21 protein-coding genes are annotated in these 24,650 nt (G+C 66.7%); 8 read left to right on the forward strand and 13 right to left on the reverse strand.

Annotated elements, in window-relative coordinates; genetic code table 11:
- Window positions 1-36: 36 nt before the first annotated feature.
- The 4 genes from G6N66_RS05670 to G6N66_RS05685 all read right to left on the reverse strand — a co-directional run bounded on the left by G6N66_RS05670 (window position 37) and on the right by G6N66_RS05685 (window position 6,014).
- Window positions 37-3,099, reverse strand: a complete 3,063-nt coding sequence (locus G6N66_RS05670) for a lantibiotic dehydratase (protein WP_085232404.1) — start codon at window positions 3,097-3,099, stop codon at window positions 37-39.
- Window positions 3,100-3,109: 10 nt separating this feature from the next.
- Window positions 3,110-5,263 (reverse strand): peptidase domain-containing ABC transporter, encoded by a 2,154-nt coding sequence (locus tag G6N66_RS05675; protein WP_085232403.1) that lies wholly within the window; start codon window positions 5,261-5,263, stop codon window positions 3,110-3,112.
- The gene (locus G6N66_RS05680; protein ID WP_085232402.1) at window positions 5,260-5,706 is read right to left on the reverse strand and encodes a hypothetical protein; all 447 of its coding nucleotides are present in this window, start codon (window positions 5,704-5,706) and stop codon (window positions 5,260-5,262) included. The genes G6N66_RS05675 and G6N66_RS05680 overlap by 4 nt, the downstream gene beginning before the upstream one ends.
- A gap of 104 nt (window positions 5,707-5,810) precedes the next feature.
- Window positions 5,811-6,014, reverse strand: a complete 204-nt coding sequence (locus G6N66_RS05685) for a hypothetical protein (protein ID WP_085232401.1) — start codon at window positions 6,012-6,014, stop codon at window positions 5,811-5,813.
- A 220-nt stretch (window positions 6,015-6,234) separates the two neighbouring features.
- Here G6N66_RS05685 and G6N66_RS05690 point away from each other — a divergent pair, with 220 nt between their 5' ends.
- Window positions 6,235-6,996 (forward strand): RNA polymerase sigma factor, encoded by a 762-nt coding sequence (locus G6N66_RS05690; RefSeq protein WP_085232400.1) that lies wholly within the window; start codon window positions 6,235-6,237, stop codon window positions 6,994-6,996.
- A 16-nt stretch (window positions 6,997-7,012) separates the two neighbouring features.
- On the opposite strand, the gene G6N66_RS05695 is transcribed toward G6N66_RS05690, so the two are convergent.
- Window positions 7,013-7,636, reverse strand: coding sequence for an FHA domain-containing protein (locus tag G6N66_RS05695; protein WP_085232399.1), 624 nt, complete (start codon window positions 7,634-7,636; stop codon window positions 7,013-7,015).
- A 112-nt stretch (window positions 7,637-7,748) separates the two neighbouring features.
- Between G6N66_RS05695 and G6N66_RS05700 the strand changes: the two genes are divergently transcribed.
- Window positions 7,749-9,701 (forward strand): serine/threonine-protein kinase, encoded by a 1,953-nt coding sequence (locus G6N66_RS05700; protein WP_085232454.1) that lies wholly within the window; start codon window positions 7,749-7,751, stop codon window positions 9,699-9,701.
- A 214-nt stretch (window positions 9,702-9,915) separates the two neighbouring features.
- Here the strand turns inward: G6N66_RS05700 and G6N66_RS05705 are convergent, their stop codons facing one another.
- Window positions 9,916-11,178 carry an ABC1 kinase family protein gene (locus G6N66_RS05705; RefSeq protein WP_139825139.1) on the reverse strand — a complete coding sequence of 421 codons (1,263 nt, stop codon included), beginning with the start codon at window positions 11,176-11,178 and terminating at the stop codon, window positions 9,916-9,918.
- A gap of 136 nt (window positions 11,179-11,314) precedes the next feature.
- On the opposite strand from G6N66_RS05705, the gene G6N66_RS05710 reads away from it, so the two are divergent.
- Complete coding sequence (locus G6N66_RS05710) at window positions 11,315-12,610, forward strand: cytochrome P450 (RefSeq protein WP_085232397.1); 1,296 nt, start codon at window positions 11,315-11,317, stop codon at window positions 12,608-12,610.
- 129 nt (window positions 12,611-12,739) lie between these two features.
- Window positions 12,740-13,180: a nitroreductase family deazaflavin-dependent oxidoreductase gene (locus G6N66_RS05715; RefSeq protein ID WP_085232453.1), complete on the forward strand. Its 441-nt coding sequence runs from the start codon at window positions 12,740-12,742 to the stop codon at window positions 13,178-13,180.
- A 76-nt stretch (window positions 13,181-13,256) separates the two neighbouring features.
- Here G6N66_RS05715 and G6N66_RS05720 read toward each other — a convergent pair whose 3' ends face one another.
- The gene (locus G6N66_RS05720; protein WP_085232396.1) at window positions 13,257-13,739 is read right to left on the reverse strand and encodes a MarR family winged helix-turn-helix transcriptional regulator; all 483 of its coding nucleotides are present in this window, start codon (window positions 13,737-13,739) and stop codon (window positions 13,257-13,259) included.
- Window positions 13,740-13,836: 97 nt separating this feature from the next.
- Here G6N66_RS05720 and G6N66_RS05725 point away from each other — a divergent pair, with 97 nt between their 5' ends.
- From G6N66_RS05725 to G6N66_RS05740, 4 genes are all read left to right on the forward strand, one after another.
- On the forward strand, window positions 13,837-14,460 hold the full coding sequence (locus G6N66_RS05725) for an NADPH-dependent F420 reductase (protein WP_085232395.1): 624 nt from the start codon (window positions 13,837-13,839) through the stop codon (window positions 14,458-14,460).
- Between the two features lie 55 nt (window positions 14,461-14,515).
- Window positions 14,516-15,442 (forward strand): TIGR03619 family F420-dependent LLM class oxidoreductase, encoded by a 927-nt coding sequence (locus G6N66_RS05730; protein WP_085232452.1) that lies wholly within the window; start codon window positions 14,516-14,518, stop codon window positions 15,440-15,442.
- A gap of 266 nt (window positions 15,443-15,708) precedes the next feature.
- On the forward strand, window positions 15,709-16,605 hold the full coding sequence (locus G6N66_RS05735; RefSeq protein ID WP_085232451.1) for an AAA family ATPase: 897 nt from the start codon (window positions 15,709-15,711) through the stop codon (window positions 16,603-16,605).
- Window positions 16,598-17,704, forward strand: coding sequence for a vWA domain-containing protein (locus tag G6N66_RS05740; RefSeq protein WP_085232394.1), 1,107 nt, complete (start codon window positions 16,598-16,600; stop codon window positions 17,702-17,704). Before G6N66_RS05735 ends, G6N66_RS05740 begins: the two co-directional genes overlap by 8 nt.
- 9 nt (window positions 17,705-17,713) lie before the next feature.
- On the opposite strand, the gene G6N66_RS05745 is transcribed toward G6N66_RS05740, so the two are convergent.
- The 6 genes from G6N66_RS05745 to G6N66_RS05770 all read right to left on the reverse strand — a co-directional run bounded on the left by G6N66_RS05745 (window position 17,714) and on the right by G6N66_RS05770 (window position 24,625).
- Complete coding sequence (locus tag G6N66_RS05745; RefSeq protein ID WP_085232450.1) at window positions 17,714-20,320, reverse strand: xanthine dehydrogenase family protein molybdopterin-binding subunit; 2,607 nt, start codon at window positions 20,318-20,320, stop codon at window positions 17,714-17,716.
- Window positions 20,313-20,804 (reverse strand): (2Fe-2S)-binding protein, encoded by a 492-nt coding sequence (locus G6N66_RS05750; protein WP_085232393.1) that lies wholly within the window; start codon window positions 20,802-20,804, stop codon window positions 20,313-20,315. The genes G6N66_RS05745 and G6N66_RS05750 overlap by 8 nt, the downstream gene beginning before the upstream one ends.
- A complete protein-coding gene (locus G6N66_RS05755) occupies window positions 20,804-21,670 on the reverse strand; it encodes an FAD binding domain-containing protein (protein ID WP_085232449.1) in 867 nt (288 codons plus the stop codon). The genes G6N66_RS05750 and G6N66_RS05755 overlap by 1 nt, the downstream gene beginning before the upstream one ends.
- 145 nt (window positions 21,671-21,815) lie before the next feature.
- Complete coding sequence (locus G6N66_RS05760; RefSeq protein ID WP_085232392.1) at window positions 21,816-22,988, reverse strand: MCE family protein; 1,173 nt, start codon at window positions 22,986-22,988, stop codon at window positions 21,816-21,818.
- Between the two features lie 34 nt (window positions 22,989-23,022).
- Window positions 23,023-23,781, reverse strand: coding sequence for an alpha/beta fold hydrolase (locus G6N66_RS05765; RefSeq protein WP_085232391.1), 759 nt, complete (start codon window positions 23,779-23,781; stop codon window positions 23,023-23,025).
- A 220-nt stretch (window positions 23,782-24,001) separates the two neighbouring features.
- Window positions 24,002-24,625, reverse strand: a complete 624-nt coding sequence (locus G6N66_RS05770) for a TetR/AcrR family transcriptional regulator (RefSeq protein ID WP_085232390.1) — start codon at window positions 24,623-24,625, stop codon at window positions 24,002-24,004.
- Between the last annotated feature and the right edge of the window lie 25 nt (window positions 24,626-24,650).

Consider the following 24,650-nt stretch of genomic DNA (forward strand, 5'->3'; position numbering starts at 1 on the left):
GGAAAGCGGACAGTTTTTGCAGAACTTCTCTCCGGACTAGGACCCGGCCGCCTTGGCACGGGGTGCGCGTGCGATCTGGCTGGCGTAGTACCGGTCCAAAAAGCTCAGCAGCACGAGCTCGTGGGTGCGTGCCGCGGAACGCAGCAACCGGACGGCGTGCAGGTGGTCGAAACTGTGCAGCAGCGACGAGAAGGACTGGGTCAGCTCGCCCCGCCTGGACCGGTCCGCCAGCTCGGCGAGCAGGGGTGCGAGAACTTCTGATCGCTGCCTGAACACCTGGCGAGCGGATTCGTAGCGATGATCGGTGCTGTCGTCGAGCAGCGCGGTGAGGTCGGCGCGCTCGTCGCGCCAGCGCTGCCCGACGCCGGCTTCCAAGTTGGGCGCGTTGGGGTACTCGGGCCGGTAGCCCGCCGCGCCGCTCTTGGCCCAGTCACGACGCTGCTGCAGGTCGAACCCGGCGTCGGCGAGCAGCCGATCGGTGGCGTACATGCAAAGCTTCCAGCGCGCCTCGGGCCCGTCAGTGTCGAGCATGCCCAACACCTTCAGCACGGCGTCACTGTCGGCGCCGTGGATGAGCTCGGCGAGCTCGATGCCGGCGTCGCCGCCGTAGCGCTCGATTTCGCGGGTGTAGGTATCGATCGCGACTTTCGATATCGTCCCGTCGCCCAGATGGTCGGCCAGCGCGTCGGTAAGGGCGGGTAGCGCGTGTTCGCGCAGCGCCGCGGGCTCACCATGCAACCGGAGCCGCAGGTGATGCTCAGGGTCGGCGTACCGCAGGAAGAACCAATGGTCGACGACGCCCGCGTCGCGCAGCTGACCGACGACCGGGCCGACGGTGTCGACGAGGATGCGGTCAGCGGATGCGGAACCGGTGTAGGCCTTCAGGTACAGCCACTCGGTGCCTGGCGCGAAGGCGCGCTGGATCCGGGGTGCCCGGAACGGCTGCGGGGCCGGCTCGGGATCGCGTCGGGCAATGAACGGCACGATCAGTTCGTGGGCGAAGCGGCCCTGCGGACCCGCGGCGACGCGAGAGGCCAGCACCTCCTCGACGACCGCCCCGGACCGACCCCGGAGCACCTTCGCGGCGGCGGCGACCAGCGCGGCGCTGGTGGTGTCGACGTAAAGCCGGTTGTCTCCGTCGGCGATCAGCAACTCGGCGGGCAAGCCGCGGTCGCGGCGCAGGGCCGCCCACCCGGCCGCCGCATCGGCTCCGGTGACGGTCTTCAGCTCGGCTGCCGACAGCTGCCATCGGGCCCGGGCGAGCACCAGTCGCCCCGAAGTGACCCGCGGCAGGGTCGGCGCGGCCGCCAGCGCGCCCCAATCCCACGCGAGCCCGCCGGTCACACCGTCGCTCTGCAGTGCCGCCAAAAACCGGTACACCCCGAAGCCGCGCCACGCCGGATTGTGCGCGGTAGTCAGCCGCGGCCGGACTTCCGCACCCAGCCGGGGACTGTAGAGGACGAGCCGTTCACCCTCGAGGCGCAAGGTCAGCTCGTCCACACTCAGCTGGCGATCCGCGGGCGCCCCCGACCGTCCCAACAGAACCAGTTCATAGTCGCGCAACACCGGCCGCGCCAAGACGTTGCCGATACGTCCCTCCGGCAGGTGAATCAGCTCGGCGAACACCACACCCGGCGCGCGGGCTTCCTCGGCGCGCAGGTGCGCGCGAACGGCATCGTGCAATCGGTCATCGCCGTGACAGAACCGCCCGAGGAGTTCCGCGCCCGACGGGCCGCTGATGCTGTGGATCTCAACGCCGTCATCCAGGACACTGGCGAAGACGGCGAGCGCGTCGGGCAACGGCGATGGCGTCGCGGTTGCCAGGCGAGCGACTGTATCTTTGTCGAGCTCAAGGGTTTTCCCGCCATCCTCGCCAGCCCGCATCAGCATGTCGAGCAGGGCCGCGTCGCGTGCGGTGAACACCGAGTTGCCATACACGCCGCCGAGGTCAATACCGGCGAGCAGCGGCGACTCGTCGGCGGCCGGATGCGTCGAGCGGTCGAACCCGATGCCCATCTCCTCGTCCAGGGCCTCCATCAGGGGAACCTCGCGGTCTTCGTAACGGGCCCCGAAGTCGGCCTTGAATCGACGCAGCGCAGGATCCTCGAACTGTGGGGAAACGCGGTGCAGCAGGTCCACCGCCTGCGTGAGCAGCGCCACCATGTCAGGCCCGAGTGTCAGACCCGACCCGGCGCGGTGCAGGTCGACCTGGACGAGCCGTGCGTCGTCACCCTCGCCGACCAGATCGAGCAGGGTTTTGGCCACCGAGTCGTACGCCTCGGGCGGATTGCCCAGACCGGCGGCGTCCAGCTTGACGAGTTCGTCGGATACCCGATCCAGCGCCTCCGAGGGCGCAGTCATACCCTGGCCGCGAAGAGATGAGATCACATGGGCCAACGGTTCTCGACCGGTCACCGCCGGCTCGGCCACCGCGGTGAGCACGTTGGCATCGATCAACGCGTCCACATATTCGCGGGCCTCGTCGCGCCCGACGCCCGCGTGGGACTCGACCGCATCGATGACCTCTTCGACGACGCAACCGCCCGAGGCCGCGGCCAAAGCGCACCGCAGTGGCGCGTCGTCCTCGATCACGACAAGGTGGTGAGTGCGACGGCCTTCCCGCACACGGCTTTCGATGATGCGCATGGCACCCGCGGCGTGGTAGCGGCTGGAGTTCGGCTCTACCGCCATTGCCGGGCGCGTCGACGGGTCCGCCAGCAGGCGGTCCACCAGCGTCGCCAGTACCTCGGTGTCGGGTCGACTGTGTCGCGCGGTGCCCTCCGGACCGTCGACGACAAGCGCGGTGGCATCACTTACTGCGCCCAACGAGCAGCCCGCGAACAAGCCGAAAGGCGTTGCGCGGGTGCACATCCGCACTAGATAGGAAGTCACCGACGCGGCAACCCGGTCATCCGGATTGCCTGCCGCCAAACGACGCATCAGGCCTGGCGACGCCAGGTGCAACGCCTCACGAACGTCCGGCCGCCCTGCCAGGGGGAGCCAGTGCTCGGGGTCGGCGCGCAGTCGGTCCAATTCGTCGAGCGGCAGCAAGGGCGCGCGCAGCACAAAGAAACCGCTCGGGCTCAGCTTCGTTCCCATCTGGAGACTCCTACCGTTCGTTTTGGCCGACGAGTTGTCCGGCGACCAGTTGGGCGTAATGGTTGCCGGCGGCCAAAAGCTCACGGTGGCAACCGACTTCGACGACGCGACCGGCGTCCATCACGACGATTTGGTCGGCGTCGATCACGGTGGCCAGCCGATGCGCGATCATGATCACCGTGCAGCCGAGTCGAGCGATGTTGGCGTGCACGTTGGCTTCGGTGACGGTGTCGAGGTTGCTGGTGGCCTCGTCGAGCAGCAGGATCCGCGGCTGGGGCGCAAGCGCGCGGGCGAGCGCCAGTCGTTGGCGTTGACCACCCGACAGCGAGGCGCCCGCGTCGACGAGCGGGGTGTTCCAGCCCATCGGCATCGCCCGGATGTCGTCGGCGACGCCGGCGAGTTCGGCGGCGGCCTCGAGCCTGTCCAACGGCAGGCTGGGGTCGCCGAGAGCAACGTTGTCCCGGATCGACAGCCCGAAGATGTAGGGATCCTGGGTGACCACGCCGACCTGGGAGCGGACGCTGCGCGGGTGCAGGCCGGCCAGGTCGATCCCGTCGAGCAGGACCCGTCCCGACGACGGCTGGTAAAGGCCCAACAGCAGCCGGCCCAGGGTCGACTTGCCCGAGCCGGAGCGCCCGACGATGGCCACCACTTGCCCGGGCCTCACCTCGAGGTCGACGGAGTCGATCGCGGCCACCCCGTGACTCGTATAGCGGAAAGTCAGCCGCTCCGCGCGAACCGCGCCGGTGAGCTGGGGTGCGTGTCGGACGTTGCGACCGGCGGTTTCGGTCGGGGTGGAAAGGACGTCGTCGAGGCGGGCGAGGTAGCTGCCGAGCAGTTGGATCTGTAGCGCGGTGACGACGAGGGTTGCCAGCGGTTCCAAAAATGCGGTGGCCAGCGCCGCCAGCGCGAGCATGGTGCCCAACGAAAGCTGGCCGCTGCCAACCAGATACGCACCGAACAACAGCACGGCGATCGGCGACAGTAGCGCCAGCCCATGCGTGGCGGTCTCCACCAACGCCGCAAGACGCCCGCGGCGCAGCGAGACGTTCAGTTCGGCGACGAACAAGTTCGTCCAGTGCGACACCGCGCGGCGCTCGGCGCCCGCGGCCTTGAGAGTTTCCACCGCGGAAAACATTTCATAGGCGTAGGACTGCGACTTGGCTTCAGTGGCCAGCGACTCGGCCATCAGCTGTTGGTTGCGGCGTCGCGACAGCAGCAAAACGCTAACCTGGGCCGTGGCCAGCACGGTGACGAGGATTCCCAACGGCGGTGACAGCACGAATATTGCGGCCAGGTACAGGGTGGCCAGGGCGCCGTCGAGCAGCGCGGCGATAGTACCGCTGGTCAGAATCTCGCGGACCGTGGCATTGCTGCGCAACCGCATCATCAGATCTCCCGACGAGCGTTTGAGGAAAAACGCATACGGCAGGTCCACCAGATGTTCAAGGAAATCCAGTGTCATGTCGACATCCAGTCGGCTGCGCAGCCGCAGGAGCAGATGGGCCCGCAGGAAGGTGGCCAGCATCGAGTAGCCGATCAACGTAACCATCACCGCGGCAAGGACTTTGAGCAGGTGCGAGTCATTGGCGGGCACCACCCGGTCCACGACCACGCCGGTGAGCACCGGCACCGCCAGGACCATCAGCCGCACCACCACCGAAGTGGCCAGCACCTTACCGATTCCGCTGGAGCGAACCAACATTCGGCGAGCGTGCTGCAGTGCACCCGGTAGCCGTCGACCGCCCGCCGTGAACGCGTCGGTGGGCTCCAACATGATCGCGACCCCGCTGTAGAGATCATCGACGGCCTGCCATCCGAGCCGGTAGCGTCCCGCGGCGGGATCGACAACGGTGACGCCGCGCCGTGACGCCGAGTCCAGGACGACGAAATGCGCCGCACCCCAATGCAACACGGTGCCGCGCGGCAGCACCCGCAGATCATCGAGCTCGGTGGCTACCCCTCGGGCTCGCAGGCCATAGGAGGACGCCGCCTCGGCAAGCCGCAGGGCGTCGACGCCGTCACGCCCGGTGCCGGTGGCGTCGTGCATCTCGGCCAGAGATACGTGACGGCCGTGATAGCCCAGCGCCATGGCCAGCGCGGCGGCACCGCAATCAGCCATCTCGGCCTGCGCGATGTAGGGGATCGCGCGCTGGCGGCTCACCGCAGCCTCGGCAGCAGCAGAGTGATCAGGCGCTGACGATCGGCTGGGACGAGCAGTTGACCCGTTGACTCCGGGCCGATTTGGCCCAGCCGCGCCGTCACCTCGGCCTCGGTCACCTCGACGACGGTCGCGTCCACCGTGTTCCCGGACGCGTCACGGTAATGCACGACGCTGCCCGGCGCAGGCGACGCGTCGCCGCGGGCGGCGGTCACCGAGTTGCCCTGCGCTACCGCCGGCAACGCCTGGGTCCGTGCGATGGTCATCGTGCCGGCCGCGACAACGCCCGCGGTCAACAAAACGCCCAGGACGACGAGCCCGGCATCGATCCACTCCGGCTGCTTGACGAGTTCACCCGGCCGCGCCCCCGCCGACCGGCGGTCGCGCCAACGTTCGCGAAAGACCGCCTCATAACCGGCACTTTTATCCGAGTCATGCTCACTCACGCGGTTCTCCTCAGCGCGGGCGAGTTGCCCCGACCCGCATTGTTGCCCGCGTCTCCGGGCCACGGCCAGATCCGTGTTTAAGTCCTGCTTCCTGCCGGCGCGATTCACGGTTGCTTCGTCAGCGTCGGCCGATTGACTGTGGTCCTGGTGGGGATGCAGGTGCCGGTCTTGATGGTGGGGCCGGTGGTGGGGGGCGCCGAGGTGACGGTGCCGTTGACCTGGCCACCGTGCGCGACGCGCAGCTCGTCGGCGGTCAGCGTCCGGATGCTCTGCCGGCGCAGGGCCAGCGTGTTGCGATTTGTGCTCATGATCTCTCCTCATTGGCTTCGGCGGCGACCCGCGTTTGGGTGACGCTCACGGGTAAGAGCACAAAGCGCGCGGAACCGGACAAATTTTGAAAAGAAAATTTCGGCGACTTGCGAGATAGGTGGCGGCTTACCAAATGGGTAGGAAACCCTTCCCTCGCGGGGGTGGAATCTGGCTTCGCGGCGATTACGAAATCACGGGCCATCCCTGACCATTTCAGTCATGACTTCCCCGATCACACTGCGCAAGAGCGGCATTGCAAGTGACGCGGAACTCGCGCGGGCGGCCGCGGCTGGCGATCGCGCGGCGATGGCCGGAATCTACAAGCGCTACGCCGCCCCGCTGCACGCCTACTGCGTAGGCATAGTGCGCGATCGCCACACGGCGTCCGACTGCGTACAAGATGTCTTTTGCACCGCGGCGGCAGAGTTGCCGAGGCTGCGTAACCCGGAGTCACTGCGTCCGTGGCTTTATGCCATTGCCCGCCGGCGCGCACTGCGGACCCTTTCCGAGCGGCGTCGTGAGCCCGCCTTCGACGAGCTGCCCGACAAGCCGATAACGGGCCCAGGACCGTTCACGCTGACCGCACGCAAGGAGCTCGCTCAACTGATCGCCCAGGCAGCCGAGGGGTTGTGCGAGCGTGACCGCCGTGTGCTGGAGCTTGTCTATCGCTACGGCGTGACGGGAACCGAACTCGCGCAAACGCTGGGCATCAGCCACGATTCGACCAAAAAGCTTCTACAGCGGCTGCGCGACACCATCGAACGTTCACTGGGTGCACTGCTGGTGGCCCGGCACGCTGCCCGGGTCGGATGCCCGCAGCTCGCCGCGGTCGTGTCCGGCTGGGACGAACAGTTCAGCGTCCTGATGCGGAAACGCCTTGTGCGCCATATCGAGTCATGCTCCAGATGCGCTGAATACCGCCGCGACATTGTCAATGCCGTCGCCGTGCTCGGGGGCGGGGCGCTCAAGAAGTTGTCCTAGCGCTACTTCCGAGTGTTCACTCCTGCTTACCGCTGTCGCGCAACATGGCGAGGGTGACAGCCCCACGCCCGATGGCCTCATTGGCCAGACGGATCCGGCGCTCTCCCTCTGCCGGGACTCCGAACTTGTCGTACAGGTTTTGCAGATGCTGTTTGATGGCTGCCTCGGTAACGACTAGCTCCTGAGCCATCCGGCGAACGGACGCGGGCGCGGGAAATGGGTCGTCGGAAACCAGTGGACGGCACAAGGCCACTAGGACCTCGAGTTCGCGCCGGGTAAGCGCCGGCAAGGGCTCGGCGGGTGCTGCAGAAATTGTTTCTTCACCCGCGGGTGCGTGGTCGCCTTCCCTTGCCTCCCAGAAGATCAACCGGGTTTTGCCGACCCGCAGTTCGTCCCCGGAACGCAGCACCCGTTCGGCAGAGATCTTCTCTCCGTTGAGGTAAGTGCCATTGCGACTACCGACATCACGTACCGACCAAGCAAACCCGAGGTTTTCCAGGACGGCATGCAAGCGCGAGACGGTCGAATCCTGCTCGATCGACACGCTATTCGTTGCGGCCTTGCCGACCGTCACTCGTTGTCCGGTCAGCGTGATCAATTCCCGTCCCGACGGCGTCTGGATTTCCAGGTGGGCAGGCACGCAGACAGCCTATGGCGTCTGGCCTATCGGAATCTGTGAGTCAGCCTGTTGAACCTCGGTCGTATACGCCTGCGCTGCGGTTACGATCGGAGTGACCTGGAACGAGATTTTGATGACAGATCCGACTGCCAGCTACTCCGAAGAGTTCACCCACACTCAAGCGGCCGACACTGCCGGCGAAATAGAGATCGGCACCAGGACACTCGAATCAGCGTTTGCGGTCACCATGCCGCCCACCCGTCTCGCCCAGATCGAGGTGGGCCAGCATCTCGACGACTTCGATCTGCTGCTCGAACTCGGCAAAGGCGCCTTCGCGCGAGTTTTTCTGGCCCGGCAACGGTCGTTGCAACGACTGGTGGCGGTCAAGATCTCGGCGAACCGTGACGACGAGCCGCAAACCCTAGCCCAGCTTGAGCACGATTACATCGTCCGGGTCTTCGACCAGCGGATTCTCCCGGATCGCGAATGCCGGCTGATGTACATGCAATATTTGCCTGGCGGAACGCTGCTCAACGTCGTTGAGGCGATACGCCGCGCAGGGCGGCCACCCGGCTCCGGTCAGGCGCTGCTCGACGCGGTGGACAACGCACTGGAGTCGCGCGGCGAGATCCGGCCCACCGAGTCAGCGACTCGCACCGAGCTCGCGACCCTTTCCTGGCCCGAGACCGTGGCGTGGCTGGGCAAACGGCTGGCTGAAGCGCTGCACTATGCGAATTCACGCGGCGTCCTGCACCGCGACATCAAGCTCGCGAACGTACTGCTCGCGCCCAATTGCATCCCGAAGCTCGCGGACTTCAACATCAGCTTCGGCCGCAACGTGTCCGGGGCGAGCCCATTCACCTATTTCGGCGGCACGTTGTCGTATATGTCTCCCGAGCAGCTGATGGCGTGTCGGCCAGGCCACGCACTAGATGCGGCGAAACTCGATACTCGCAGCGATATCTACTCCCTCGCGGTTGTGCTGTGGGAACTGTTGACCGGTCGGAAACCGTTTGACGATTCCGCCGCGAAAGAGGCCCAGGCAAGCTCGGACGGATCGGTCGGCGACACCACCGGGCTGGAGCGGATGCTGGCCACCCGCGAACAAGGAGTTTCGGCGGCGGCGCTCGCTGCGCTGCCCGCGAATTGTCCTGCCGCGCTTCGCAGGGTTCTGCTGAAGGCACTGAGCGCCGATCGTGATCTGCGCTGGTCCTCGGGCGCTGAACTCGCCGAGCAATTCCAATTGTGCCTCGATCCGCGCGCGCGTGACCTGGTGGATCCGCCCGCGCGAAGTTGGCGGCTGCGCCTGCGGCCCTACTTTCTGCTGATCGCTTCGCTGGCCGTCATGGTTCCCAACCTGCTGGCCGGCGCGTACAACATCCAGCACAACCAGCTGCTCATCGTCAGCAAGCTTTCCGAGCAGGCCCAGGGCCGGTTCATCCTGATCACCACGCTGGTCAACCTCATTTGGTATCCGGTCGGCTTTGCGGTGCTGGTCTATTGGGGTCGTTCGGTCATCCTGGTCCCGCGACGCCTGCGACGTGGGCTGGCACCGCCCCCGGACGCCTTGGCCCAAGCGCGCCACGACTGCCTCGTCGCCGGTGATCGAACGGTGTTCGTCGTATTCAGCATGTGGTTGCTGGCCGGGCTGACATTCCCGCTCACCATGGAATTCGCTGCGGGTGGAATCCCGGGTAGGTCCGCGATCCATTTCTTTGGGTCGCTCGCGGTGTGCGGCGCAATCTCGATCGCGTATTCATTCTTTCTGTTGAACTTTTACATCGTGCGCAGTATCTATCCGGAATTGGTGGCCCATGGATACACGAATCCGCAAGAGGCCGAACAGCTTCGGGGCCTCAGCCGTCGACTGTCGCGCTACTTGGCCGTGGCGGCCTCGGTGCCGTTGCTCGGTATTGTGGCCGTGACCTACCTGACCGCCTCCGAGATCGCCGAAGTCATCGTGCCGATCAGGGTGCTGTGTATCGGGGGAATTGCCGCGTTCGCACTCGTGTATTGGATGTCGCGGCAGATCGAATTCGACATCCAAGCGCTCAAGCGGGTGATTCGCCACCGAGCGGCACACTAGTCGCGTCACTTGGTGGCGTCGAGGATGAACTGCCTCTGGAGTCCGAGCAGCACTTTGTCGGCGGTGAGTAGCTGCAAGCCAGCCCGGTCGGCCTGGGCCACGAGGAGCCGATCGAACGGGTCGTGCCGCGCCAATTCGGGGTAGTCGCGGATCGCTTCGGCATGCTCGGCGGTGATGTTCAGCAGCAGGAGCCCGTGTCCGCGGTGCGACTCGGCTACGTCCTCGTGCGTGCCGCCGGCACCGGCTTGTCGCCCTCTGCCCGGGCCGCGCCGGCGGCGAGATGCTTCAGCAGCTCGGCCTGGATCAGTCGGCGCCCGGGCGCGAGCCGATGCGAGAGCCCGTTCAGCAGCATCAGCGTGCGCCCGACGAGCGCGAAGTCCTCCGGAATCTTGCGCAGGCTCGTCTGTCCGAGGATCTCGAAGAAGCCGGCCTCGGTGTCGCTGTCGCCGACCGTCATCAGCATCAGCGTGCGCAGGTTCTCGGGTTTCATCGAGGCGACGTCGAAGCCAAGCCGCTCGGCCGCGGCGAAAGCCGATCGTGAGTCGCCGATCATCGATGAGACCATCATCGATGCGACGAGCCACGCGAAGCCCGGCGGCAGCTCCTTGGCCAGGCCGAAGTCGAGGAGGCCGATCCGGCCGTCGGGCAGGATCAGCAGGTTCCCCGGGTGCGGATCGCCGTGGAAGAAGCTCCGCTCGAAAATCATCGTGCCGTAGAGCGCGCCGATCTTGCGCGCGATGTCCGCGAGCTTGTGCCCTGCGGCGACCAACTCCTTCGTCCGCGCGACCTGGATGCCCTTCAGGTACTCGAGCACGATCACGTTGTCGCCGCACAGCTCCGGATACACGCGTGGGACCACGACGAAGGGGATGTCGCTGAGGCTTTCTGCGAGGCGCTCGGTCGAGCGCGCCTCGCGCGGGAAGTCGAGCTCCAGCTGGATGAAACGCGTCGTCTCCGCGACGAGCGCGCGCAGGTCGATGCCCCGCTGCAGGAGCATGACGATCCCGATCACGCGGCGCAGCATGCCGAGGTCGAGCGGGATGATCGTTGGGATCTCGGGATAACGAATCTTCAGCACCACCTGGCTGCCGTCGCGCAGTGTCGCGCGGTGCACCTGTGCCAACGAAGCGGCGGCGAGGGCGTGGCGGTCGACCGTCGCGAAGACCTCGTCGAGCGGGCGGCCGAGGTCGCGCTCGACGAGCGGCCGCAGCGTCTCGAAGGGTCGTGGCGGCACCGCGTCGTGGAACTGGCTCAGTTCCTCGATGAAGGGCGCCGGGAGGAAGTCGGCCCGTGCACCCTGGATCTGGGCGGCCTTTATGAAGGCGCCGGCCAGCGAAAGCGCGACACGCTTGATCTCGCGGGCCGCCGCGCGGTGTGCGCGCTGCCAGTCGGCGTCGGTCGTCGGCCACGCAGCGGTGCGATCACGCGCCAGCAGCAGCAGGTAGTGGGGCAGGACGCGCGCGACCGCGAGCGCCACGCGCAGGACTCGGACGACTCGGAAGTGCCGGATCACGATTGAGGATGCGCTTCGCTTGAGGCGATCGCAGGCACGGTGTTATTGTGGCCGGTCACTCGGCCTTTCTCAACACTGTGCTCGCCCAGAGGATCCCGCCATGACGTCCACTGCCTGGCAGCGCTCGGCGCCCTCTCCCGACCGGTCGGCAGCGGATCCTTCTTCCAACGGCTCGGGCGACTTCGACCTGTTCCTGCCGCTGCGCAGCGCCGGCTCGCTCGAGAACCCCTACCCGATGTACTCGGTGATCCGCACCGTGCGGCCCGTGCTCGAGGTACCGGTCGCGGATTACACCGGCCCCGGGGTGTGGATGCTCACACGCTACCGCGACGTCCACTCGGCGGTGCGCGACCCGCGCTTCTCGGTCGAGCGGCTGCGCGCCCCGCTCATGCGCGACAACCTCGACCGCATGCCGGAGTTCCTGCGCCAGAACGCGACCGGCATGCGCTCGATGCTGACCATGGACCCGCCCGACCACACGCGGGTCCGCAAGCTCGTCAACAAAGCCTTCACGCCCAAGCGCATCGCCGCGCTGCGCGGCCACATCCAGGCGATCGTCGGCGAGCTCGCCGACGCCGCGCAGGACCAGGGCACCTTCGACCTGATCCACGACGTCGCCGAGCCGCTTCCGGCGATCGTGATCGCCGAGCTGCTGGGTGTGCCGGTCGAGGACCACCGGCAGTTCCGTCAGTGGTCGAGCGCGATGATCAACGGCTTCGCGTCGTCGAGCAGCCAGGGGCGCGCGACCGGCACCGAGGCGGCGCGCCAGATCTTCGACTACCTCGCCGACATCATCGCCGCCCGCCGCCGTGCGCCGCGCGAAGACCTGATCAGCGCGATGATCGCGGCCCAGGAGGAGCGCGACGCGCTCACCGACGACGAGCTGCTCGCGACCGGCAACCTGCTGCTGCTGGCCGGCCACGAGACGACGACGAACCTGATCGGCAACGGCACGCTCGCGCTGTTGCGCGAGCCCGACCAGTGGAAGCGGCTCTGCGACGAGCCCCCGCTGCTCCCGACCGCGATCGAAGAGCTGCTCCGCTACGACGGGCCGGTGCAGGCGACGGTGCGCGTCGCGCTCGAAGACGTCGCGATCGACGACCAGGTGATCCCGGAAGGCTCGCTGGTGCTGGTCAGCATCGGCGCGGCGAACCACGACCCGGACGTGTTCGAGGACCCCGATCAGCTCGACCTCACGCGCAACCCGAACCCGCACCTCGCGTTCGGGTTCGGTACCCACTTCTGCCTCGGGGCGCCGCTCGCGCGGCTCGAGGCGCAGCTCGCGTTCGACACGCTGACGAAGCGGTTCCCGGGGCTCTCGCTCGTGGACGATCTTCCGGTGTACCGGCCGAACCCGGTGCTGCGCGGGCTCACCAGCCTGGACGTGGCGGCGTAGGCACCGCGTCGCAGGCGATCGCTCGCAGAACCGTCACCACGGCTGGACTTCGTTGTCGTGGAATAAGACTCGGGTGGCCGCCACTGATGCGATGGGAATAGATGTCGCGATCAAGTGGCTCTGTTCGAGATGACTCAAAAGCCCGATCCCGAAACGCTTAAGGTGCTCAACACCAACGTCACCGACGAGTTTCGCGCCAACGCCGGCAAGGTCGGCGGCCGATTCGAAGACCAGGAGCTGTTGCTACTCACCACGACGGGCGGGAAGACCGGGAAGCCCCGCGTCGCGCCTTTGGTGGCGTTTCGCATCGACGGCAAGCTGCTGATCGTCGCGGGTTACGGCGGCGCCGACGTCAACCCGGCGTGGGTGCACAACCTGCGGACCAACCCGCGGGCGCACGTCGAGGTCGCCACCGACTCGTTCGACGTCGTCGCGCATGAGCTCGACCCGTCCGAACGTGAGGCGATCATCCCCAAAATCAACGCGACGACACCCGCGTTCGCCTTCGAGAACTACCAGTCAAAGACCACCCGCACCATCCCGATATTCGAGCTGCAGACGGACGGGTGACCGACGCCACCGAGTGCACGGCCTTTCCAAGGCCGTTCTGCGCCGGCGTGAAGGTCGCGACCTCACCGCGAATGACCTATGAGGCTCCTCTTCGGCGGGGGCGTCGTCGTTTTTGGGCCAGGTGGCGCAGGACCCGTTCGTTGAGGGCGGCGAGCATGTCGAGCTCGGCCGGGCTGAGAAGGTCGATGAAGTTCCGGCGGACGTCCGCCACGTGCCCGGGCGCCGCCTTCTCGATGGCGGCGCGGCCGGCCGGCAGCAGGCAGACCATGGTGCTGCGGGCGTCGTCGGGGTTGGGCTCGCGGCTGATCAACCCGTCCTTCTGCATGCGTCGCACCTGGTGGGAGACGCGGCTCTTCTCCCAGCCCAGGGTGTTGCACAGGTCGCGGGCGGGCATGCGGTCCCCGTCGTGGCTGGACAGCACCGCCAGGATCTCGTAGTCGGCCCCAGACAGGCCCGATTCCTGCAGGCCCCGGTTCAGGTGCACGTCCAGCTGATGGTGCGCGTGCTGGAAGGCCCGCCAGGCGCGGTCTTCGCGAGGGTTCAGCCAGTTCGGTTCCATCGGCCCCATGCTACGCGATTGGTTGACTCATCAACAAACATGGTTTAATGTTGAGCAGTCAACCTTTTCGATTCATCGGTCAAGAACAGGACACCTCATGAGCAGCATCAGCATCATCGGCACCGGAAACATGGCCCGCGCCATCGGCGCGCTGGCGGTAGCGGGCGGCAACACCGTCGAAGTCATCGGCCGCGACCAGGCCAAGGCCGCCGGCCTGGCCGAGGCCCTCGGCGACGGAGCCACGACGGGAGAGTTCGGCGCCGTCCCGGCGGGGGACATCGTCATCGTTTCCGTGTTGTACGCCAACGTCGTTCCGGTCGTCGCGCAGTACGGAGACGCCCTCGCGGGCAAGGTCATCGTCGACATCAGCAACCCCTTCAATGCCGCGGCCGACGGGCTGGCCATCCCGGAAGGCACCTCGATCGCGGAGGAGGTCGCCGAGGCGGCCCCGGCCAGCGCCAGCGTGGTGAAGGCATTCAACACCGTCTTCGGTGTTGTCCTGGCCCAGGGCCGGCCGCTCGACGTGTTCATCGCCGGCGACGACGTTCGCGCCAAGGCCGGCGTCGCGGAGTTCATCGAGAGCCTCGGACTGCGCCCACTGGACGTGGGCGGCTTGAACATGGCGCACTGGCTGGAAGCAACCGGCCTGGTCGTGATGGGCCTGGCCCGCCACGGGGTGGGAAACTTCGACTTCGCCCTCGGCGCCGCCGTCCCCAGCTGAGCGCGACCACGCCAATAGTTGATTCATCATCAAAATACTGGGGAGGATGCTCGTGATGAAGCTCGGTTTCGCACTGCCCATCGTCGGGCCCGCCATCAGCAGCGCCGTTGGTCTGAGCGCTTTCTGCCGCGAGCTCGAGGACCTTGGCTACGACACGCTGTGGGTCGGCGACCGTCTGGTCACGCCGGTTGATATGCACAGCACCTATCCGGGCATAGAGCAGCCGTACCCGCCGCAGATGACCCGCTACCTCGATCCGGTGCTGCTGTGGACGGTCGCCGCGGCGGCAACCAACCGGGTGCGGCTGAACGCCAGCACGCTCAGCACGTTCTACTACGAGCCGGTGCACCTGGCCCGGCTGCTGACCACGCTCGACGTACTCAGCGACGGCCGGCTTGACGTCGGCGTGGGAATCGGGTGGATGAAGGACGAGCACGACATCGCCCGCGGCGCGGACTGGCACCGGCGCGGGCGGATGCTCGATGACCTGCTGGCGTTTCTGCACGAGTGGTGGACGACCACCCCGGTGTCGTGGGATAGCGAGTTCTTTTCGCTGCCACCGGTCCACGCCGACCTGCGCCCGGTCCAGGCCGGCGGTCCGCCGATCTGGATCGGCGGTGTCAGCGAGGCCGCGATGCGCCGGGTCGGCCGCAGCGGCACTGGCTGGCTCGGGGTCGAGGGGCTGCAGGACGAGGTCACCGACCAGCTGTGGTCGATTGCGCGCCGTGCGGCGCAGGACGCCGGCCGCGATCCCGACGCGCTGAAGACGGCCATGCGGATCAACCTCGAGCCGGGCACATCGGTTGACTCGGTTGCCGGCAGGCTAAAGCGCCTCGCCGAATCCGGGGCTGACGAGGCGATCGTGGATGCCTTCGCAATGTTCCCCAGCCTTGACCAGATGCTCGACTTCGCCGGCCAGGTAATCGCCCGCTGGGGGAGTGATCATGGGCGGCATGAAGCTCTGGATGAGCCGTCGGGCTAACCGGCCGGAATGTGCTTGGCGTGCAAGCAGATTCGGCCATCCGGGACGAACTGAACCGCCTGACCGACACGGTCGGGCGCGAAAGGGCGCGGTCGACGTCAGGAAGCGTCGACCGCACACCCATGGCGGCACATGGCATCCGCCCCAAAATGCCTGGGGATCGGCCGATGTTTCGCCAAGACCGCGCGACGGGGCTCCTCGGTTCGTAGAGTCAGCAGCATGTGCGCGCTCGACGGCACGTCCGAAACGTGTCGGGAGACGAACCCGTGACGACAGACGCGGTCCGCCGCCTCACAAAAGACCTCGCCAACTTCGGCTACCTCGCCGACGAGGGTCTGGCCACTGCCCTTCATCTCGCCATGCGGCTACGGCGCCCGTTGTTGCTTGAGGGTGAGGCCGGGGCGGGCAAAACCGAGGTCGCCAAAACCCTGGCGCGCATGTCCGGCGCCAAGCTGTTACGCCTGCAGTGCTACGAAGGCATCGACGTGTCGCAGGCGGTCTATGAATGGGACTACGCCCGCCAGTTGCTGCACCTGAAGGCTGCGGAAACCGGCGGTGCGGAGGCCGTGGCGGCCGCTGAAGACGAACTCTTCTCCGAGCGATTCCTCGTTCGGCGACCACTGCTGCAAGCCCTCGATATCCGCGATGGCCCTCCGCCGGTGCTGCTCATCGACGAAATCGACCGTGCTGATGACGAATTCGAGGCCTTCCTGCTGGAGATCTTGTCCGACTTCGCGGTGACGGTACCGGAGCTTGGAACGTTCGTGGCCGAGGTGCCGCCGCTAGTGGTTCTGACCTCTAATCGCACCCGTGACCTGCACGACGCGCTCAAACGCCGCTGCCTCTACCACTGGGTCGACCATCCCAGCATGGACCGAGAAGTGGCCATCGTGCGGCTGCGCGTGCCCGAGGCAAGCGAACGGCTGGCGCGACGGGTCGCGGGCGCCGTCGAGGCGTTGCGAGGACTTGACCTCTATAAGCCACCAGGGGTGGCCGAAACGATCGACTGGGCGCGAGCATTGGCTGAACTGGGCGAGCAGGAATCGGCCGACATCAACATCGAGCACACCCTCGGCTGGGTGCTGAAGTATCGAGAAGACATCGAAAAGGCAAGGGCGGCAGGTCTCGACACCTTGGTGCGGACTGTTGACGACGATGCCTGACAGCGCGGACCGGCTCGCGGTGAGCTTTGCGCGCCGCCTACGCGCCGAAGAAATGGGCGTTCCCACCGGCTCGGTCGCGCTCTTCGTGTCGGCGCTGAGCGAGCTGAACCCGGCTGACCGTGACAGCGTGTACTGGGCGGGACGTGCCGTTCTGGTCAAGCGGCCGGAGGACATCGACACCTTCGATCGCGTATTTCGGGAGGTTTGGCTCCACCAACCGCGCGATGCCCGCCCCGCCGCGACAGCCACCGACGACAGGCTCGACGACAACCGAGAACCGGACACCGACGGCGAGGCTGAGCACCCGCGCCAAGCACCCACCACGGCCGTTCGCTACAGCCCGCTAGAGATGCTGCGCAGCAAGGACTTTGGCGAATACACCGCAGCAGATTTCGCTCAAGCGCAACGATTGATGGCCAACCTGCGTGCCACGGCCGCGATGCGGCGCAGCAGGCGCCGCCGGCCCGCCAAGCGGTCGCGGCGCCCGCAGCCCGACATCCGCGCCACCGTGCGCCGCGCGTTGCGTACTGGAGGAGAGCCGATTCGCCGAGCCTGGTACGCGCCGACGCTGCAACCCCGCAGGCTTGTTTTGTTATGTGATGTCAGCGGCTCGATGGACATGTACTCCAGGGCCTTACTGCGTTTTATGCACGCGGCCGTGGTTGGTCGCCGTCGCGTGGAGGCCTTCGCCATGGCAACACGCCTGACACGGCTGACACGAGAGCTGTTGTCCCGCAACCCAGATCAAGCGCTGCGTCGCGCCGGCGCGGCTGTGCTCGACTGGTCCGGCGGCACTCGGCTCGGAGACACGTTGCGCGACTACAACGACGAGTGGGGGATGCGGGGCATGTCTCGTGGCGCGGTGGTAATCATCCTCTCCGATGGCTGGGAGCGGGGCGACCCGACCGTGATCGCCGAGCAAATGGCGCGGCTGTCGCGGGTCGCTTACAAGGTGGTGTGGGTCAATCCACTCAAGGCGTCGCCCGGTTACGCGCCCCTGGCCGGCGGTATGGCCGCAGCGCTGCCCTATATCGACGAATTCCTCGACGGCCACAATCTGAACGCCCTGGACGATCTGATGGAGGTCATCTCAAGATGACGTCGAAGTCTATCGGTCGGTGCGCTCGGGGATAACGCCGGCGAGCTCGAGGATCCTGGTCGGCGGCAGGTGCTGTTCGGTGATCCGGACGCCGAGGTCGGCCAGCGCATCCTCGACCGCGTTGGTGATCGCCGCGGGTGCGCCGATCATGCCGCCCTCGCCGACTCCCCGGTAGTTGTAGGCGATGTCCGTCGGCGTCTCGATGTGGTGGATCTCGATCTCGGGGATTTCCATCGTGGTCGGGATCAGGTAGTCCATGAACGTCCCCGACCGGGGCTGCCCGTCCTCCCCGTAGGTGCACTTTTCGTAGAGCACGGCGCCCACGCCCTGGGCGACCCCACCGCGGATCTGGCCTTCGACGATGGCCGGATTGATCATCTCCCCGCAGTCCTCCACGACCGCATAGCGCGGGATCTTGACCTGTCCGGTGTCGAGATCGACCTCGACCCAGCACACGTGCGTGGACTGCGCCCACCCGCCTTCGCCGCCGTCCCAGTCCCCGTGCACCCGGATGGCCTCACTAGTACCCCGCCGGTCGGTGTTGCCGACTCTGCTGCCTTTTAAGCCACGCCGCATCGCCTCCTCGGCGACCTCACGGAAGGTCCGCGACATCGTGGGGACGCCGGCGACGTGAATCTGACCGTCTTCGATGACGATGTCTGCCCCTGATGCCTCCAACAGGTCCGCGGCGATGTCGACAATGTGCTCGCGCAGTGTGTGCGCCGCTACCCCGACCGCGCCGCCCGCCATCGCCGCCGACCGGCTTCCGCCAGTGCCCATGGTGCTGAACGGCGCGAAATTGGTGTCGCCGTATCTGACGCGGACGGCCTCAACGGGCACGCCGAGCTGGTCGGCGGCCACCTGCGCGAGCGTCGTCTCGTGGCCTTGGCCGTGCGGCACCTGCTGGGTGTGGATCGTGACGCTGCCATCGCCTTCGAGGACGGCGTGGATCGGTTCGTCGATGAGGAACGTGGAGAAGCCGGGCATGACCGCGTCCATGTACCCGGGCGGCCCCGGAGCCGCTTCGATGTAGGTCGCGATGCCGAGGCCGAGGCGGCGACCCTGCTCGCGTGCCGCCGCTTGATGCTCGGCCCAGCGGGCGAAGTCGGCGACCTCGAGGGCCCTCTCGAGGGTGGCCTTGGCCGACATGCGCACGTCGAGGGTCGGACCGGTGATCATCTTCCGCGGGAGCATGTCGGCACCGATGATGTTGCGCAGTCGGATCTCGGCGCGGCTGATTCCCAGCTCGCGGGCTATGACATCGAAAAGTCTTTCGCGGACCCACGTTTCGGCCGCCCACGGGCCCCGGTACGGGACGTACGTCGGCTTGTTGGACGAGATGACCTCGATGTCGAACTGCATGGCGCCGAGCCGGTACGGACCGGGGAACATCGTCTGGATCATGCGGCAGAACAATGGTGCCGCATACGGGAATCCCGGATAGGCGCCCGCATCCATCGTGAGCTTGGCGCGCACGCCCCGCATCGTCCCGTCGTTCATCACGGCGGCCTCGACGGCGATCTGTTCGTCGCGGGCCTGGCCGCCGAGCACGAGGTGCTCGTTGCGGTCCTCGATCCACTTGATCGATCGACCGAGACGCAGCGCGGCAGCGCACAGGGCGACCTCCTCACGCAGCACGGTGCCCTTCGCCCCAAACGCACCGCCGATGTCACCCGTCACGACGCGCGGGAGGCGGTCCTTGGGCGTTGCCATCAATCCGAGGAGCGCCCGGTTAAGGTGGACCATCCGCATCGGATCCCTGGCGATCTGACGCACCATGACCGACATCATCGGCTGGGTGTCCTTCATCATCGTCGGGTGCGCGCGAAGGAATTCGCGGACCCCGGCGAAGATCGTCTTCGTCTGTTCGCGTTGGCGGACCATGTCGCGCACCGACATCCACGCCGGCTGGCGCGCTAAACACATCGCCATCGCCCATTTAAGGGAGTGCGCGGCCTGATGCGCCGCGTGCAACGTGAGGTTGCCGTCGGGGTCGATCTCGGCCACCGTGCCTCTGGTCTCCATCGGTTGGTTGGCATGCCGGTGCTGGCGGAACGTCTCGCTGATCACTCGATCCGCCCCGGCGAACGCGGCTCCGACGTCGCCGAACGACTCCGATGCCGACCACACGACGTTGCCGTTGGCCCTCGGCCAGATCGCCGGCCGGCTGGGGTCGTGGGCGTGCGCCAGCGTCGCGATCGGTTCCAGCTCCTCGTATTCGACGTCGACCAGTTCTGCCGCGTCCTCGGCCAGCGCGCGTGACGTCGCCACCACGATGGCAACCGGATCGCCGACCAAACGCACGCGGTCGACGGCCAGGGCCCAGTGCCACGGGTCGTAAAGGCCCGGCAAGGCGAACATCCCGATCAGCGGGTTGGTGATCGCGGCGATCTCGGAACCGGTGAAGATCGCGTAGACGCCCGGCAGGGCAGCCGCGCGGCTGGTGTCGATACCGCGGATCAGGGCATGCGCCCACGGACTCCGCACGAAGGCCGCGTGCGCCATGTCGGGGACGACGACGTCGTCGACATACCGACCGCGCCCGCTCAGCAGGCGGCGGTCCTCAACGCGGCGGACGCGGGCGCCGACGAACCGCCCCATGATTTGTTCACGCATCGTTCGCACCTTCCGCGCCGGAGGCCACCTTGGCCACCGCTTCGGCGACACCCTCGAGGATCGATGCGTATCCCGTGCAACGGCACAGGTTGCCGGACAGCTCCTCTTTGATCTGCGCCGTCGTCGGCGTCGGGTTGTCCGCCAGCAGGCAGTGCACCGTCATGAGGAATCCCGGTGCGCAGAAAGCACATTGGAATGCGTGGCGTTCCCACATCGCCTGCTGGATGAGCCCCAGTTCTTCACCGTCGCCGAGTGACTCGACGGTCTCGACGGTCGCCCCCTCCGCCTGCATCGCCAGCATTAGGCAGGACCGGACGGGCTGACCGTCGACCGCCACCGTGCACGCACCACACACACCGTGCTCGCAACCGACATGCGTGCCGGTGAGCTTGAGGTGGTCGCGCAGCAATTCGGCCAGGGTGGTGCGGCCCTCGACCACCGCGCGCTCGTCGCGGCCGTTGACCCGCAGCGTGATCTCAGGCATCAGACGCCCGCCCGTTCCGTGGCCTCGGCGAGCCCGCGGCGCGTGAGCACCCCTGCCACGTGCGCCCGGTATTCGGACGATGCATGGTCGTCGGCGCGCGGTTCCAATGCACCGGACACGACCTTCGCCGCCTCGGCGAACAGCGCCGGGTCGGGGGCCTTTCCGTCGAGTAACTTTTCGGCCTCGGCGGCGCGCACCGGCGTGCCGGCGACACCGAAGAACGACAGCGCCGGTCGGCGCAGCAGCCCGGCCTCGTCGATTTCGAGGGTCGTCACCAGCCCGACCAGCGCGTAGTCACCGTGTCGCCTGCTGACCTCCAGCACCGACCATCCCGCGCGTGGGCCCCATGCGGGGAAGCGCACATCGACGAGCAACTCGTCTTCTGCCAGCGCCGACGACAGGTATCCCTCGAAGAAGTCAGCCGCACTCACCGTCCGCTGTCCCGTCGGGCCGCGCACCGTCATCTCCGCGCCGACCGCCAGGGCAACCGCCGGCAGTTCCGCCGCCGGATCGGCATGCGCCAAGCTTCCGCACACCGTTCCCCGACTGCGGATCGCCCGATGACCGATGTATGGCATGGCGCCGACCACCGCGGGCGCTGCGGCGGCCAGGACATCGGACTTCTCCACCCGTGCGTGTGTCACCGCCGCTCCGATAAAGACAGCACCGTCGTCGTGGACATCGACCGCCTGCAAGCCTTGCACCCTGCCGATGTCGATGAGATGCCCGAGACTGGTCAGCCGGAGGGCGAGCACCGGAAGAAGGCTTTGCCCACCGGCCAGCACCTTGCCGTCCCCGCCATACGTTTCGAGCAGGACGACCGCTTCGTCGACCGTGTCCGGTCGGTGGTAGTCGAATGGCGCCATCTTCACGGCTGTCTCCCTTCGACGGACCTGGATTGTACGACCGGCTGGGCACGTTTTGGGCACAGTAAGCGTCTGAAGGGGTCAATTCTGATGAATGACAAAAAATGTCATTAGGAGCTCAGAGTTCAGCGCCGATTGTGCTTGTTCACCGGCCGTGTGGCGGCGGGCCGGGCAGCGTCGGCAGCGGCAGCGCATTGGGGTCGATCCACGGTGGCCGGACGGGGTTGTGCAGCGGGTCGAGGGTGTAGTTCAGCCGGTACGGGTCCCCGGGCTCCGGTGGGATCGGCATGTCCGGCTGTCCCCAGTGCGTGCCCAGCAATAGGCCTCGCTTGAGCCGCGGAATCGACATGTCAAGGCTGGCACCGATATTGAAGAAGTCGCCCCGGATCGCTCGGTCGATGAAGTTCTGATTGAACGGGAACACGGACAATCCCGCGACCGCCATGCCCAACTCCGGTCCGACGTCGGCCAGCGCCTTGATGGTCGGTTCCAGGTTTTGCAGATTCTTGACCAGGTCGGCCTGCGAGTCGTTGATCAACCGGGTGGCCGTATTGCTAAACACACGAAGGTGATCCAGCGCCGAGGTCAGGCGCGGGCGCTCCTTGATCAGCACCTCGAGCCCGGCCGGGATCTTGTGCAACGCCTCGGTGAGAACGTTGCGCTGATCGGCGAAGGTCGCCGACAGCCGGTTCAGCGCCTGAATCGAGGCGACGATGCTGTCCTTTTGGTCATCCAGCGTCCCCACGAACGTGTCCAGGCGAGAAATCAAATCACGAAACGCCCCCGCGTTTCCCGACAGGGCCGCGGAGAAATTGTGAATGACCTCCCCGATCTGCCCGAGCCCCCCACCGTTGACGACCGCGCCCAGTGACGACAGCGTCTGCTCGGTCGACGGGTAGGCCGACGAGCGGCTCAGCGGGATGGTGGCGCCGGGCTGCAGCCGCCCGCTGCCCTGCTGACCCGGCGGCGTATTGAGCTCCACATGCATCGAACCCAACAGGCTGGTCTGACCCACGGTGGCCACCACATTGGCCGGCACCACCACATCGCGCTTGACCGAGATCTCGACATCGGCGTGCCAGCCAACCACCCGCATCGCGCCCACACTGCCCACCACGACGTCGTCGATCATCACCGGCGAATTCGACTCCATCGTCCCGACATTGGGCAGCTCGACGTGATAGATGTTGGCCCCCGGCCCACGCCCCACCGCACCGGGCAACGGCAGCGAATTCAGCCCATGGAAGGCGCATCCCGACGCCGTCAACACCACGCAACAGCACACGACGAACACCCGCCGAGCTACCCGGGCGATCATTGTTGGGGCCACAATGAATTCCCTTCCAGCGCGATTACGACGGGATGAGTGGGGCGATCGGTGTCGTGGTGGTCGCGTGCACCAGCAGCTCGGCGAGCTCGGCGGGCCGGCTCAGAAAGGGTGAATGCGAGGAGTCGATGGTTAGCGGTTCGACACCGAGGCGGGTGGCGACGACATCGGACAGCCACCGTGGCTTCGACCGGTCCTGCAGGCAGCGGATGTAGCTACGGGGCAGGTCGGCTGCCCAAAAACGTGGCACCGAGACCGGCGTGGTGGTCGTGTCGCCGAACCGCTCGGGGCACAAACGCTCGAAGGCCCATCGTGCGGCTTGCTCGTCGCAGTCGTGGTAAAAGTATTTCCACGCGCCCTCGAAAGTGGCGAAGCTCATCGCGCCGTCCTCGTCAAAGTGCAAGTAGGACAACATTTCCCCGACGTCTGCGTCGAAGGCCCCATCTTCGGAATCACGCATCGCCATGGCCTCTGGGTACGTGCGCCCTTCCCGGGGCAGTGCGGCAGCCAGATAGGTGATATGGGCGAGCTGGTCGGCGGCTGCGTCGGCCGCCAGGGTGATGTCGAATCCGCCGCCCGAGTGCCCCACCAGGACGTCTCCGGCCCGCAGCACCTCGACGATGGCGTCGCGCCGGCTGACAAGGGTGGACTCCTCGTGGAGGCGTGCACCGTGGCCGGGAATGTCGACCGCGATCGCCTCATGGCCAAGCCGGTTCAGCTCACCAATGGTCCGCTGCCAGCACCACGCGGCGTGGAAGCCGCCGTGTACGAGGACGAAACGCATTGAGCATCCCTTTCGCGAAGAGGCGTCCCGACGGTCGCAACCGGGCCGCTAGGTCAGCGGGATGGCCTGAGCACCAACCGAATTCGCCAAGCTCCCCGCGACCGATGCGGATCAACCGATCGCTACCTGTGTCCCTCTACGAGTCGTCACAGTAGCACTATTTCTACGGATGTAGAAGCAAAAATCTACTTTTGTAGAAAATTCTTCGAGCGCCGCGCACTCAAGCTTGGCGGGAGGCTGCGATGCCGGCGACCAGTGCATGCAGCAACCTGGTCAACTCCTCGGCGCTTTCGATGCTGCGGGTGCCCACCGCCTGGCGGAAGGTCACACCGTTGAGAAAGGTTGTGACGGCGTGGGCCTGCTCCTCAACCAGCGTCCGATCGATGGGGCCGTCGGGTTGGACCTGGGTCACCGCCTGCTCGCTCAAGACAACGAATCCCGCTATCGCGTCGTCGAACGCGCGCCGCAACGTGGCATCTCGATGCGCGTGCAGCGCCAATTCGTAGCGTGCTCGCGACCGATTCAGGCCAGGGCCCTCCGCCTGGCGCATGGCCATCTCTGCCAGGAGATACAGCGTCGTCGGGTTCGCCCCGGTCTCTGACGGTGGCACCTGTTGCATCGTCGCCTCAAAGTCGGCCGCATCCAGTTCGGCTACCCGCGCCGCCGTCGCATGGAGCAACGCCGAGCGGGTCGGAAAATACGACGATGTCGTGCCGTCCGGCAGCCCCGCCTGCCGTTCCACCTTGCGGTGTGTGAGCCCCTTGGCGCCCTCTTGGGCAAGCACCTCGATAGCGGCATCGCACAGGGTGCGTCGGCGCCCTTCGACATCGGCTTTCCGCTTCATGGCAACGCGGGCAGTGTATCCCAGA

It is taken from the genome of Mycobacterium conspicuum (assembly GCF_010730195.1).
GTDB lineage: Bacteria > Actinomycetota > Actinomycetes > Mycobacteriales > Mycobacteriaceae > Mycobacterium > Mycobacterium conspicuum.